General features: G+C 70.8%; 12 protein-coding genes and 1 riboswitch. Of the genes, 8 read left to right on the top strand and 4 right to left on the bottom strand.

Annotated elements, in window-relative coordinates:
- Nucleotides 1-3 precede the first annotated feature (3 nt).
- From ACFW2Y_RS12355 to otsB, 3 genes are read left to right on the top strand one after another with little or no spacing between them, the layout of a single operon-like run.
- Nucleotides 4-1287: an extracellular solute-binding protein gene (locus tag ACFW2Y_RS12355; protein WP_384876955.1), complete on the top strand. Its 1284-nt coding sequence runs from the start codon at nt 4-6 to the stop codon at nt 1285-1287.
- Nucleotides 1288-1299: 12 nt separating this feature from the next.
- Nucleotides 1300-1557, top strand: a complete 258-nt coding sequence (locus tag ACFW2Y_RS12350; protein WP_384876953.1) for a DUF3263 domain-containing protein — start codon at nt 1300-1302, stop codon at nt 1555-1557.
- Between the two features lie 47 nt (nt 1558-1604).
- The gene (gene otsB / locus ACFW2Y_RS12345) at nt 1605-2477 is read left to right on the top strand and encodes a trehalose-phosphatase (RefSeq protein ID WP_384876951.1); all 873 of its coding nucleotides are present in this window, start codon (nt 1605-1607) and stop codon (nt 2475-2477) included.
- A gap of 36 nt (nt 2478-2513) precedes the next feature.
- On the opposite strand, the gene ACFW2Y_RS12340 is transcribed toward otsB, so the two are convergent.
- The 4 genes from ACFW2Y_RS12340 to ACFW2Y_RS12325 all read right to left on the bottom strand — a co-directional run bounded on the left by ACFW2Y_RS12340 (nt 2514) and on the right by ACFW2Y_RS12325 (nt 8017).
- The gene (locus ACFW2Y_RS12340; protein WP_384876950.1) at nt 2514-4820 is read right to left on the bottom strand and encodes an immune inhibitor A domain-containing protein; all 2307 of its coding nucleotides are present in this window, start codon (nt 4818-4820) and stop codon (nt 2514-2516) included.
- 183 nt (nt 4821-5003) lie between these two features.
- Complete coding sequence (locus ACFW2Y_RS12335) at nt 5004-6440, bottom strand: trehalose-6-phosphate synthase (protein WP_384876948.1); 1437 nt, start codon at nt 6438-6440, stop codon at nt 5004-5006.
- An 82-nt stretch (nt 6441-6522) separates the two neighbouring features.
- Nucleotides 6523-6933, bottom strand: a complete 411-nt coding sequence (locus ACFW2Y_RS12330) for a hypothetical protein (protein WP_384876946.1) — start codon at nt 6931-6933, stop codon at nt 6523-6525.
- Between the two features lie 115 nt (nt 6934-7048).
- Nucleotides 7049-8017, bottom strand: a complete 969-nt coding sequence (locus ACFW2Y_RS12325) for a glucosyl-3-phosphoglycerate synthase (RefSeq protein ID WP_384876944.1) — start codon at nt 8015-8017, stop codon at nt 7049-7051.
- 149 nt (nt 8018-8166) lie between these two features.
- Nucleotides 8167-8361, top strand: a riboswitch (SAM riboswitch).
- Here ACFW2Y_RS12325 and thrC point away from each other — a divergent pair.
- From thrC to ACFW2Y_RS12300, 5 genes are all read left to right on the top strand, one after another.
- On the top strand, nt 8355-9662 hold the full coding sequence (gene thrC / locus ACFW2Y_RS12320) for a threonine synthase (protein ID WP_384876942.1): 1308 nt from the start codon (nt 8355-8357) through the stop codon (nt 9660-9662). Its footprint overlaps the riboswitch before it by 7 nt.
- A 14-nt stretch (nt 9663-9676) precedes the next feature.
- Nucleotides 9677-9955 carry a MoaD/ThiS family protein gene (locus tag ACFW2Y_RS12315; RefSeq protein ID WP_367826555.1) on the top strand — a complete coding sequence of 93 codons (279 nt, stop codon included), beginning with the start codon at nt 9677-9679 and terminating at the stop codon, nt 9953-9955.
- A 408-nt stretch (nt 9956-10363) separates the two neighbouring features.
- Nucleotides 10364-10567 (top strand): cold-shock protein, encoded by a 204-nt coding sequence (locus tag ACFW2Y_RS12310; protein WP_015035246.1) that lies wholly within the window; start codon nt 10364-10366, stop codon nt 10565-10567.
- A 348-nt stretch (nt 10568-10915) separates the two neighbouring features.
- The gene (gene groL, locus ACFW2Y_RS12305; RefSeq protein ID WP_384876940.1) at nt 10916-12544 is read left to right on the top strand and encodes a chaperonin GroEL; all 1629 of its coding nucleotides are present in this window, start codon (nt 10916-10918) and stop codon (nt 12542-12544) included.
- Between the two features lie 126 nt (nt 12545-12670).
- A complete protein-coding gene (locus ACFW2Y_RS12300) occupies nt 12671-13141 on the top strand; it encodes an SRPBCC domain-containing protein (protein WP_384876938.1) in 471 nt (156 codons plus the stop codon).
- Nucleotides 13142-13146: the final 5 nt, after the last annotated feature.

The raw sequence follows: 13146 nt of genomic DNA, 5'->3' as shown, positions 1-13146 counted from the left end.
AAGGTGGATGAAGCCGTGGAGCGGCGACGATTTCTTGGACTGACCGCGGCCGCTGCCGCCCTCGGACTGGCCGCGACGGTCAGCGGCTGCAGCTCTCTGGGCGGCGACTCCGGTGACGTGACCCTGAAGCTGGTCGCCGCCGATTACGACCTCACCGGCGGAGACACCACCAAGAAGTACTGGGCCGACCTCGTCACCGCCTTCGAGGCGAAGCACCCCGGGATCAAGGTCGAGGTCCAGATCGAGTCCTGGGACGACGTCGACCGCAAGGTCGCCGAGATGGTCAAGAACGGCCAGGCCCCCGACGTCGCACAGATCGGCGCCTACGCCGACTACGCGGCCGACGGGCACCTCTACGCCGCCGACGACCTCCTCTCCATCCCCGTCCAGTCCAACTTCCTCCCGGGGCTCGCCGATGCCGGCGAGAACGAGCACGTCCAGTACGGGCTGCCCTTCGTCGCCTCCACCCGGCCGCTCTTCTACAACAAGGACCTCTTCCAGGAGGCCGGCATCGAGGCGCCCACCACCTGGGAGGAGCTCGCCGCCGCCGCCACGAAGCTCAAGGCCAAGGGCGTCCCCACCCCCTTCGCGCTGCCGCTCGGCCCCGAGGAGGCCCAGGCCGAGGCCCTGATGTGGCTGCTCAGCGGCGGGGGCGGCTGGACGGACGCGGCCGACCGCTACTCCGTCGACTCCGAAGCCAACGTGCGCACCTTCGAGTGGCTCCGCGGGAACCTGGTCGGCAAGGACCTCACCGGCTCGATCGCCCCGGGCAAGCTCGACCGCAAGGCCGCCTTCGCCGCCTTCGCGAACGGCGAGGTCGGCATGCTCAACGGCCACCCCTCGCTCCTCAAGGAGGCCGCGAAGAAGGGCGTGCAGGTGGGCCAGGTCCCCCTCCCCGGGCCCGACGGCCCGTCGAAGACCTCCATGGGCGTCGCCGACTGGATCATGGGCTTCAAGCAGAACGGCCACCGCAAGGAGATCGGGGACTTCCTCAACTTCGTCTTCAGCGACGAAAACGTACTGAAGTTCGCCGGGGACAACGACCTCCTCCCGGTCACCGTCAGCGCTTCCGCCCACATGGAGACCGATCCGGACCACGCCAACCTGCGGGTCTTCCTCACGGTCCTTCCCCAGGCGCAGCTCCCGCCGGTCGGCAAGACCTCCTGGGCCAAGGTCAGCGAGGACATCAAGCAGAACATCGGCAAGGCCGTCACCCCGGGCGGCAGCCCCGCCGAAGTCCTCGGTCGGATAGGCCGCGCGGCGACGACCGCGGAGAACGCCGAGTAATAGGTTGGTGGGATGACCGACGAGACGGAGGGCGACGACGGCGGACTCGGCGCGCGCGAGCGGGCGCTCCTCGCCGTCGAGCGCCGCTCCTGGCCCGGCCCCGGAGCCAAGGAGCGGGCCGTTCGCGAGCGGCTCGGCCTCTCCCCGACCCGCTACTACCAGCTCCTCAACGCGCTCCTGGACGATCCGCGCGCCCTGGCCCACGATCCGGTGACGATCAACCGGCTCCGCCGGGTCCGCGAGGAGCAGCGGAAGAGAAGGGATGCGTGACCCCGACCACGCTGACGCCGTCGCCCCGCGTCGGTAGGGTCGGGAGCATGGTCAGCCTCCCGCAACCGACCTTTCCCCGGCTCTCCGCACTGCTCGGGAGCCCTCCTTCCGCCGGCCGTGACGGTCTGGTCGAGATCCTCGCCCGGCCCGCGAAGGCCGTCATCGCCCTCGACTTCGACGGGACCCTCGCCGAGATCGTCCCCGATCCCGAATCCGCCCGCGCCCACCCCGACGCCGTGGCGGCCCTGGCCGCCCTCGCCCCGGAGGTCGCCTCGATCGCCGTGGTGACCGGCCGTCCCGCCGGGGTCGCGGTCCGCTACGGCGGCTTCGCCGGCGTCCCCGGCCTCGAACACCTCGTGGTCCTGGGGCACTACGGTGCCGAACGCTGGGACGCCGTCACCGGCACCGTCCGGGCAGCCGCCCCCCATCCCGGCGTGGCCTCCGTCCGGGCCGAACTCCCCGGCTTCCTGGACCGGGCCGGTGCCTGGCCGGGGGTCTGGATCGAGGAGAAGGGCCGTGCCGTCGCCGTCCACACCCGGCGCGCCCAGGACCCGGAGGGCGCCTTCGAGGCGCTCAAGGGCCCGTTGGGCGATCTGGCCGTGGCCCACGGGCTGGTCCTGGAGCCCGGCCGGATGGTCCTGGAGCTCAGACCGCCGGGCATGGACAAGGGCGTGGCGCTCGCCGCGTACGTACGGGAGGTGGGTGCCGGGTCCGTGCTCTACGCGGGCGACGACCTGGGTGACCTGCCGGCCTTCGCCGCGGTCGAGAAGCTCCGTTCCGAGGGCACCCCGGGCGTCCTGGTGTGCAGCGGCTCCACCGAGGTCCCGGAGCTGGCCGAGCGCGCGGACCTGTCGGTGCCGGGTCCGACGGGCGTGGTCGCGTTCCTGGCGGAACTGGCGAGGGCGGTGCGGGAGGCCTGAGGCCCCTCCGCACCGCCCCCGCGGTCCTGCCGTGGATCAGTGCGCGGCCGGGTTGGCGACGCTGATCGTCAGGTCGTCGCCGGCGTCACCGGTGACCGTGACGCGCACGCCGTGACCGGCGACCTTCACGCTGGCCTGCGGGGCCGTGGTGTCGTAGTACGCGTTCGGGTCGGTGTCGTCGAAGACCGGGATGCCCGGGACGGAGGGGGCGCAGGCCGCCTGCGTCTCGACGGTCTGTGCCTTGCCCTTGCCCACCAGGACCTCCTTGTGGAGGCAGACCGGGTCGGTGGCCTCCAGGCCGAAGGTCGCGTCGAAGGGCTGGCGCCGGTTGCTGGGCGCGGTCCCGTCGGGGTACCGGAACGGAGCCGGACGGGCGTCGACGGCCATGGCCGAGCCGCCGCCGGGGTGCGCGCTGACGTTGTTGTCGTCGTACGAGCGGTCGACGTACCAGACCAGCATGCCGTTCTGGTAGGCGAAGTACTCGACCCAGTCGGGCGCCGTGATGCCCTTGCTGAACTGGTACGGGCCCTGGGCGAGCAGCGCGTCGCTGCCGACGTACTCGCGGTTCTCCAGCAGGTAGTAGTGCGGGTGGCTGGCCGTCTCGGTACCGGTCGAGATCTTCCAACGCCCCTGTGCGGACCAGCCGTTGGTGCCCTGCTCGACGTCGTCGGTCAGCAGCGTGGTGCCGCCGGAGCCGATGGTGACGTCGTCGAGGAAGGCGCCGGCGAAGTGGACGCCGCCGTCGGTCTGGTAGCGGAAGCGGAAGAGGGACGGCTTGCCCTGGGCGTCGTACGCGTAGCGCAGGGTCGTCCACCGGCCGCTGGAGGAACCGTCGACGGCCGCACCGGCGCGGATCCAGTTGGCGCCGCCGTCGAGCGAGTACTCGGCGAAGAGGTAGTCGTAGTCGGCCTCGATCTCGTACCAGGCGCTCGCCTTGACCGTGATCCGGGAGGCGGCCGGCACGGAGCGGGTGAGGGCCTGGTTGAGGCCGTCGGCCGAGCCGGTCCACCAGGCGTGGCTGCCCGAGGTCGGAGTGGTGTAGGCGGTGCTGCTCGTCTTGTCCGGCAGCGGGACGCGGACGGCCTGGGCCTTGCCGGCGACCTGGAGCTGCGCCGGGTTGAGGGTGTACGTGCCGCTGCTGCCGAGCGGGGCGTCGACGTGGTCCAGCCAGCCGAGGAAGAGCTTCTCCTCGGCGCCCATGAGGCCCGGGTGGGTGCCGATGCCGGCGTTGGCGGCGTCGCCGTGGCCGAGCCAGGAGCCGGAGCTCATGAGGGTCCAGAAGGCGGTGGAGTTCTCGCCGCCGCCCGTGTCGTAGTAGTCCGGCAGGCCGAGGTCATGGCCGAACTCGTGGCAGAAGACGCCGAGTCCGCCGTTCTCGCCCTCGGTGGTGTAGTCGCCGAGCCAGTACTTGGACTGTCCGATGCGGGCGCCGCCGGCCTTGTTCTGGGTCCCGGAGACGTCCGGTCCGGTGAGGCCGTAGTCGTCGCCGTTGACGTACCAGCGGTGGGACCAGATGGCGTCCTCGCCCTGTGCGCCGCCGCCCGCGTCCTCGCCCATGCCGGCGTGCACGGCCTGGAAGTGGTCGATGTAGCCGTCCGGCTCGTCGAAGTCGCCGTCGTGGTCCCAGTCGTTGCGGTCCCAGACGTCGAACTGGGCGAGGTGGGCGTCGATCTCGGCGGGGGTCTTGCCGGCCGCGATCTGGGCGTCCCACCAGGCGTTGCCGGTGTCCTGGATGAAGGCCCAGGAACCGCCCGAGTCCTCCACGGAGTTGTCGCCGTAGGTGGAGGCGTTGCCGGGGACCTTGACCCAGTCCTCGACCGTGTTGGTCACCGAGTAGCGGCCGTTGGACAGCTGCTCGTAGTACGTCTTCATGGACTCGCCGGAGCCGTTGAACAGGTTCTCGTAGTAGGACTTCGAGAAGTCGGCGGTCCAGGCGTTGGAGTTGTCCTCGGTCCGGTCGGGCTGCGGTATCTCGTTGTGCAGCGGGCCGGGGGCGGTGCCGAGCTTGCCGGACCCCTGGTCGCCGAATTCGGAGAGGATCGTGAAGATCTTCTCCTGGCGGGTGGCGGTCGTGGTCTCGGTCTCCGCGAACTTGCCGGGCGCGACCTCGACGACCCCCTCGGCGTTCGCCTCGGCCTTGCCCTTGGCCACCAGGTCGATCGCCTTCTGACGCAGTTCGGTGCGCTGCTTCGTGAGTGGTCCGGGGCGGTTGTCGGGCCGGTGTGCCTGCGCACCCGTCGGTGCGGCGTCCCGGGCCTCCTGTGCGGCGGCGGGGGTGAGCCCCGCGGCGAGGAGTGCGGTGAGCGCGGACCCGACGGTCATGCCCACGACAATCTTTTTCACGTGTCTTGCGATCCTTCCGCTTGCCTCATGGGGGAAAACGGATCGCCTGGGGGAACGATCGCCGCAGAGTCTGGCACGAGAGGACCCCTCAGGAGGAGGGGTCCGTACCGATTACCGGGAACCGGATCACCGCTGACCGAAGGACCCGGCGCCCCGCACCCGCCGGGTCCTCCGCGCCGCCGGCTATCCCCGGAGCGCCTCCAACTGGTCCAGGAACCAGCGCTGCGGAGGAAGGGCCGTGGCCGCGACCGCCAGGCGCTTCGTGCGGTCCGCGCGCTCGGTCGACGACATGGACAGGGCGGTGTGCAGGGCCTCGGCGGTCTCCGTGACGTCGAAGGGGTTCACCGTGAGCGCGTCCTCGCCCAACTCGGCGTGCGCCCCCGCCTCCCGGGACAGGACGAGCGCGCAGCCGAGCTCCGAGACCACCGGCATCTCCTTCGCGACCAGGTTCATGCCGTCGCGCACCGGGTTCACCAGGGCCACGTCCGCGAGGCGGTAGGCCGCCAGGGAGCGGGTGAAGTCGTCCTCGACCGAGAGCAGCACCGGTTGCCAGTCCGCCGTGCCGAACTCGGCGTTGATCTCGTCCGCGAGCTCCGTCACCGCGGCCGTGTACGTGCGGTAGGCGTCGAGGTCCTGGCGCGAGGGGTACGCCGAGGCCAGGTGCACGACGCGGTCGCGCCACTCCGGGTGGGCGATCAGCAGCTCCCGGTAGGCGCGCAGACCGCGCAGGATGTTCTTGGAGAGCTCCGTGCGGTCGACCCGGACGATGGTCCTGCGCCCGCCGACCTCCTCCTGGAGCCGCGCCAGGCGCTCGTCCACCTCCGGACGGTACGCCAGCCTCCGGAGCTCCTCGCCGTCCACGCCCAGGGGGTACGTCCCGATCCGGGTGGCCCGCTCCGGGCCCGTCCGGCGCCGGTGCGTCACCCGGCGGCGCCCGTCGCCGCCCGGGGAACCGGGGGACGCCGTCCCGGACGCGCCGTCGAAGTCCGCGCAGCCAAGGAACGCCGACGCCCATCCCCGGGTGTGGAAGCCCAGTTCGTCCGCGCCCAGCATCCCCCACAGCAGTTCTTCCCGGACCTCGTCCGGCAGCATCCGCAGGTACGGGGGCGACGCCCACGGGGTGTGGGTGAAGTGGCCGATCTTCAGGTCGGGGCGGAGCTCCCGCAGCAGGCCCGGGACCAGGGCCAGGTGGTAGTCCTGCACCAGCACCGCCGCGCCTTCCGCGGCCTCGGCCGCCAGTGCCTCGGCGAAGGCCCGGTTGTAGGTGCGGTAGGAATCCCAGCGGCGCCGGAACTCCGCGTCGAAGACCGGCTCGCGCGGAATGTCGTACAGGTGGTGGTGGAGGAACCACAGCACCGAGTTCGCGATGCCGTCGTAGGCGTCGGCGTACACCTCCGGATCGATGTCCAGCATGCGCACGCCGGGCTCGCCCGTCCCGCGCCGCACGGCCTCGCGGTCGCCCTCGCCGAGCGCCGCGCACACCCACAGGGCGTCCTGCGAGGAGACGGAGCTCAGCCCCGAGACGAGGCCGCCGCCGCCCCTGCGGGCGTCGAGCGAGCCGTCCTCGCCGAGCACGTACGAGACCGGGCCCCGGTTGGATGCCACGAGCACAGTAGCCATGTGGCGAACCTAGCCCGTCCCGGAAACGCTCAAACGTACGTATACGAGACGGGTGGATCCGGCCACGCGGGGTCGCCGCAGCTCAGGGCCGGTCAGGGGCGCGCCGGCCGCGCACCGCGGCCCTCGCCACCAGGCCCGCCGCCGCCAGCGCCGCGGCGAGCGCCCCGAGCAGCCACAGCCGCTCTCCGCCGCCGGTGCCGGCCGTGGCGCCGCCCCGCCCCACCGGCGCCGACCGCTCCGCCCCCGGTGCCGCCTCCGCCGGGCCCCGGCCGGAGGGGGGCGCCGCGCAGCGTGCCGGTGGTGTCGCAGGAGGCGTCGGGCACCCCGTGACCGTGCCGTCCGCCGGGGCCGAGCGGCCGGACGGCGCCCCCTGGTGCCGCGGGCCCGAGGGCTCGACCGCGCCGGCGGCGACCGGTCCCGCCGCCAGCAGCAGCGAGCCCGCGGCGCACACGGCCGCGAGGGCTCTGCCCGGGTGGTGGTGTGAGAAGCGCATGGACCGGCAATCTAGGCAAAGCGGTCCTCGCGGGGGTCGCGCCACGCGAGCCGGCCGCACTTTCGGGCCGCGGGGCGGGGCCGTCCGGGCGCCCGCGCCACCACCCCCTCGGGACTCAGGCCACGCGGCGGTGCGCGTACTCCGCTATCTCGGCGATCGGCGGCCGTTCCTCCGTGTCCACCGCGTACGTCCGCGGCTCGAAGCCCTCCGCGCCCCGCTCGAACTGGGTCAGCCTCGGGCGCACCAGGTGTCCCCGGGAGAGCCGCACCTGAGCCGTCCGGTAGATCGCCGCCGCCATCCTGCCCAGCGCCTGCCCGTCCTGGTGCCGGTGCTTGCGCACCCCCACGTCCACCTGTGCCAGTGCGTCCAGGCCCACCGTGTGCAGGGCGTCCACGAGCAGCCCCAGTTCCACCCCGTACCCCACCGGGAACGGCAGTTGTTCGAGCAACGAGCGCCGCGCCGCGTACTCGCCGCCCAAGGGCTGGACGAAACCGGCGAGTTGGGGCCAGTGCAGATTGAGCAGCGGGCGCGCCACCAGTTCCGTCACCCGACCGCCCTGACCGGGGACCCCGCCGGGGGCGGGCCCGTCGGCTCCGGCGCCGAAGGGGCGGTCGTACATCGCCTTGACGAAGTCCACGTCCGGGTCGGTGAGCAGCGGGCCGACGATCCCCGTCACGAAGTCCGCCGAGAAGTCGCGCAGGTCCGCGTCGACGAAGCAGACCACGTCCCCGCTCGTCGCCATGAGGGACCGCCACAGGACCTCGCCCTTGCCGGGCACGGCCGGTATGCGGGGGAGGACCTCGTCCCGCGCGACCACCCGCGCACCGGCCGCCGCCGCCACTTCCGCGGTGCGGTCGGTGGAGCCCGAGTCGACCACCACCAGTTCGTCGACCAGGGGCACCGCCGCCGTCATCAGTTCGCGACGGATCACGGAAACGATGTCCCCGACCGTCGCCTCCTCGTTCAGCGCCGGCAGGACGACGCTGACCTTCGTGTTCCGCTTGGCGGCGAGGATCCGCTCCAGCGGTCGGTCCGCCATGGACCACGACCGCCGCTCCAGCCAGCGTTCCACCTCTTCCAGCACGTGATCTCCATCTCGCGGTTCGGACGGCCGGTCCAAGCGTCCGGGCCTTCGGTTACAGTCTTGAACAACGCGGATGCCCGATGCACGTCGGGGTCCCACCCGCGTCGGAGCGCAGGAACGAAAGTCCACCGCGCTTCACAATCGAATACCGCTCATCCAGAGGGGCAGAGGGAAACGGCCCGTTGAAGCCCCGGCAACCCTCCAGTCGGTCACTCGTCACCCGTCTTCGGACCACCATCCAGGTGAAGTCCGACGGGCGCCGCATCACATGCGCGAGGTCCCCGGCTAGGGAAGGTGCCAAATCCGTCTCATGGCGAAAAACTCGTCAATGGGAAAGATGAGGAGAAAGGGCCTCGCCTCCATGGCTGTACAGACCGTCGCACCCACCACCGTCGACCTCGGTCCCGCGTCCGGGCTCTCCTGTCGCGAATGCGGTGAAGTCTTCCCGCTCGGCCCGATCTTCGCCTGCGAGCTCTGTTTCGGGCCGCTCGAAGTCGCGTACGACTTCCCCACCGGTGACCCCGAGGCGCTGCGCAAGCAGATCGAGGCGGGCCCCGCCAACGTCTGGCGCTACGCCCCGCTGCTGCCCGTCCCCGCGGACGTCGCCGAGAAGCCGAACCTGAACCCCGGCTGGACCAAGCTGGTCCAGGCCGACAACCTGGCCCGCGAGATCGGCGTCGCCCCCGGCAAGCTCTTCGTCAAGGACGACTCCGGCAACCCGACCCACTCCTTCAAGGACCGGGTCGTCGCCCAGGCCATCGAGGCCGCCCGCGCCTTCGGCTTCACCACGCTCTCCTGCTCCTCCACCGGCAACCTGGCCGGCGCCGTGGGCGCCGCCGCCGCCCGCGCCGGCTTCCGCTCCTGCGTGTTCATCCCGCACGACCTGGAGCAGGGCAAGGTCGTCATGGCCGGTGTCTACGGTGGTGACCTCGTCGCCATCGAGGGCAACTACGACGACGTCAACCGCTTCTGCTCGGAGCTCATCGGTGACCCGCTCGGCGAGGGCTGGGGCTTCGTGAACGTCAACCTCCGCCCCTACTACGGGGAGGGCTCCAAGACACTGGCGTACGAGATCTGCGAGCAGCTCGGCTGGGTCATCCCCGACCAGCTCGTCATCCCGATCGCCTCCGGCTCCCAGCTCACCAAGATCGACAAGGGTCTGCAGGAGCTCATCAAGCTGGGCCTCGTCGAGGACAAGCCCTACAAGATCTTCGGCGCCCAGGCGGAGGGGTGCTCCCCGGTGTCGGCGGCCTTCAAGGCCGGCCACGACGTGGTGCGGCCCCAGAAGCCGAACACGATCGCCAAGTCGCTCGCCATCGGCAACCCGGCTGACGGCCCCTACGTCCTCGACATCGCCCGCCGGACCGGCGGCGCCGTGGAGGACGTGAACGACGAGCAGGTCGTCGAGGCCATCAAGGTCCTCGCCCGCACCGAGGGCATCTTCGCGGAGACCGCGGGCGGGGTGACCGTCGGCGTCGCCAAGAAGCTCGTCGAGGCCGGTCTGATCGACCCCGACCTCACCACCGTCGTCCTCAACACCGGCGACGGACTCAAGACCCTGGACGCGGTGGCCGACACCTCTCAGGCGACCGCCACCATCCGCCCGAGCCTGGACGCGTTCCGCGACGCCGGCCTGGCGCACTGAAAGGTTACGAAGACATGGCCGTGAACGTCCGCATCCCCACCATCCTCCGCACCTACACGGGCGGGCAGTCCGAGGTCCAGGCGGAGGGCGCGACCCTCGCCGAGGTCATCGCGGACCTGGACAAGAACCACACGGGCATCGCCGCCCGCGTCCTGGACGACCAGGGCAAGCTGCGCCGCTTCGTCAACGTCTACGTGAACGACGACGACGTGCGCTTCGAGCAGGGCCTGGAGACGGCCACGCCGGCCGGTGCGGGCGTCTCGATCATCCCGGCGGTCGCCGGCGGCTGCTGAGCCGTCCCTTCGTCCTTCCGGGGTCCCGTCTTTCTAGAATTGCCCCTTCCGCGCCAATAAGCGGAAGGGGCAATTCTGCATGGTTGAGCGCGGTAGAGTTGGGGAAGTCCCCCCGGCCGCGCATGCCGGACGCATATGAGAATGCGTCCCCGCGCGACAAGAAGTAGCCAAACTCCATGTGCGTTGTGTACCTTCTGTGCGCTTTGCCGGGCCCGACTTGCCCCATAAAAAAGGGGATCCTCCCCAATTCCCCTTTCCGGGGCGCCCAGAATTCTCGGTCGAATGACCTGTTGCAGAGGGCAGTTGGACAGATACATTCAGCCGCGGTCGACGCGTTCCGGCGCAGGGTCTGACCCGGGGTTCGTGAAGTGCGGCCCCGCGCAAGGGCCAGTAATAGGGGAGTTAGGCATGGCTCAGGGCACCGTCAAGTGGTTCAACGCGGAGAAGGGCTACGGCTTCATCGCGGTCGACGGTGGTGCGGATGTTTTCGTCCACTACAGCGCGATCCAGATGGATGGCTACCGCAGCCTCGAAGAGGGACAGCGAGTCGAGTTCGAGATCTCGCAGGGCCAGAAGGGTCCGCAGGCGGACATGGTCAAGCTCGCCGTCTGAGCGCGGCGCGATCGGCCACCGACGCAACGCCGTCGAGGGGGCCGCACCCCGGAAGGGGTGCGGCCCCCTCACGCGTTCCGCCCCGGCCGTCGGGGTGGCCGCCCGGACCTTCCCGCCGCCCGGCCCGCCGCGTACCTGGGTGTTCTCCGGAACGGCTTGCACTCTCCTAGGGCGAGTGCTAATCATTGGCGTTAGCACTCGGAAGGTGAGAGTGCTACGAGGACCGAGCAGACGAGGCCGCCGGCCGGGTGGGGCAAGGAACCACGCGGAGTTGCGGAGGCCGTCCGTCGCGGGCGTCGGCGCGGTCCTGGAGCGTTATCCACCCCATGTCCGGGAGGACCACTTCACATGGCCAAGATCATCGCGTTCGACGAGGAGGCCCGGCGCGGTCTCGAGCGCGGCATGAACCAGCTCGCTGACGCCGTCAAGGTCACCCTCGGCCCCAAGGGCCGCAACGTCGTCCTCGAGAAGAAGTGGGGCGCCCCCACGATCACCAACGATGGTGTCTCCATCGCCAAGGAGATCGAGCTCGAGGACCCGTACGAGAAGATCGGCGCCGAGCTGGTCAAGGAAGTCGCCAAGAAGACGGACGACGTCGCCGGCGACGGTACGACCACCGCCACCGTCCTCGCCCAGGCGCTCGTCCGCGAGGGCCTCCGCAACGTCGCCGCCGGCGCCAACCCGATGGCCCTGAAGCGCGGCATCGAGAAGGCCGTCGAGGCCGTCTCCGGCGCCCTCCTCGAGCAGGCCAAGGACGTCGAGACCAAGGAGCAGATCGCTTCCACGGCCTCCATCTCCGCCGCCGACACCCAGATCGGCGAGCTCATCGCCGAGGCGATGGACAAGGTCGGCAAGGAAGGCGTCATCACCGTCGAGGAGTCCCAGACCTTCGGTCTGGAGCTGGAGCTCACCGAGGGCATGCGCTTCGACAAGGGCTACATCTCGGCGTACTTCGCCACCGACATGGAGCGCATGGAGGCGTCGCTCGACGACCCGTACCTCCTGATCGTCAACTCCAAGATCTCCTCCGTGAAGGACCTCCTCCCGCTCCTGGAGAAGGTCATGCAGTCGGGCAAGCCGCTGCTGATCATCGCCGAGGACGTCGAGGGCGAGGCCCTGTCGACGCTGGTCGTCAACAAGATCCGCGGCACCTTCAAGTCCGTCGCCGTCAAGGCCCCGGGCTTCGGCGACCGCCGCAAGGCCATGCTGAACGACATCGCCATCCTCACGGGCGGCACGGTCATCTCCGAGGAGGTCGGCCTCAAGCTCGAGAACGCGGGCCTCGACCTGCTCGGCCGCGCCCGCAAGGTCGTCATCACCAAGGACGAGACCACCATCGTCGACGGTGCCGGTGACAGCGAGCAGGTCGCGGGTCGCGTGAACCAGATCCGCGCCGAGATCGAGAACTCCGACTCGGACTACGACCGCGAGAAGCTCCAGGAGCGCCTCGCGAAGCTGGCCGGCGGCGTGGCCGTCATCAAGGCCGGCGCCGCGACCGAGGTCGAGCTCAAGGAGCGCAAGCACCGCATCGAGGACGCCGTTCGCAACGCGAAGGCGGCCGTCGAGGAGGGCATCGTCGCCGGCGGTGGCGTGGCCCTGCTCCAGGCGTCGAACGTCTTCGAGAAGCTCGAGGCCGACCTGACGGGCGACGAGGCCACCGGTGCCAACATCGTCAAGCTGGCCCTTGAGGCCCCGCTGAAGCAGATCGCGGTCAACGCCGGCCTCGAGGGCGGCGTCGTGGCGGAGAAGGTCCGCAACCTGCCCGTCGGCCACGGCCTGAACGCCGCGACCAACGAGTACGTCGACCTCATCGCCGAGGGCATCATCGACCCGGCGAAGGTGACGCGCTCCGCGCTGCAGAACGCCGCGTCGATCGCCGCGCTGTTCCTCACCACCGAGGCCGTCATCGCCGACAAGCCGGAGAAGGCCGCTGCGGCCGCCCCGGGCGGCATGCCGGGCGGTGACATGGACTTCTGATCCCTTCGGGATCGGTGGTTCATCGCTGAACGCGAACGAGGGCGGCACCCCCACCAGGGGGTGCCGCCCTCGGGCGTTCGGCGGATCCTGGAAGGAGCGGCTCTCCTCCGGGAAGGGGTCGGAACCATGGTCACCCTGTTCACCACGCCGGCCGACCGCGAGCTGGTCGTCACCCGCACCTTCGACGCCCCACCGAGCAGCGTCTGGAGCGCCTGGACGCGCCCCGAGCACGTGCGGCAGTGGTACGGATCCGCCACCCTGACCACCTCGGTCGTCGACATCGACCTGCGCATCGGCGGTGCCTGGCGCTGGGGACAGACCGCCCCCGACGGTCAGGAGATCGTCTTCTCCGGCACCTACGAGGACGTCGTCCCGGTGGAACGGCTCGACTACACGGAGGTCTTCGAGCAGATGCCGGGCGACGACCCGGTCCGCATCACCCTCACCTTCGACGCGACCCCCGACGGCGGCACCGCCCTGACCAGCACCTCCTTCTGGCCCTCGAACGAGATCAGGGACCAGGCCCTGGCAGCGGGCATGGAGGCGGGGGTCCGGGAACAGTACGACCGGCTCGCCGCGTACGTGCGGACCCTGTGAAGGGC

This window comes from Streptomyces sp. NPDC058877 (assembly GCF_042742855.1).
In the GTDB taxonomy this organism is placed as follows: Bacteria; Actinomycetota; Actinomycetes; order Streptomycetales; family Streptomycetaceae; genus Streptomyces.
This window is presented reverse-complemented; position numbering and strand designations above follow the sequence as displayed.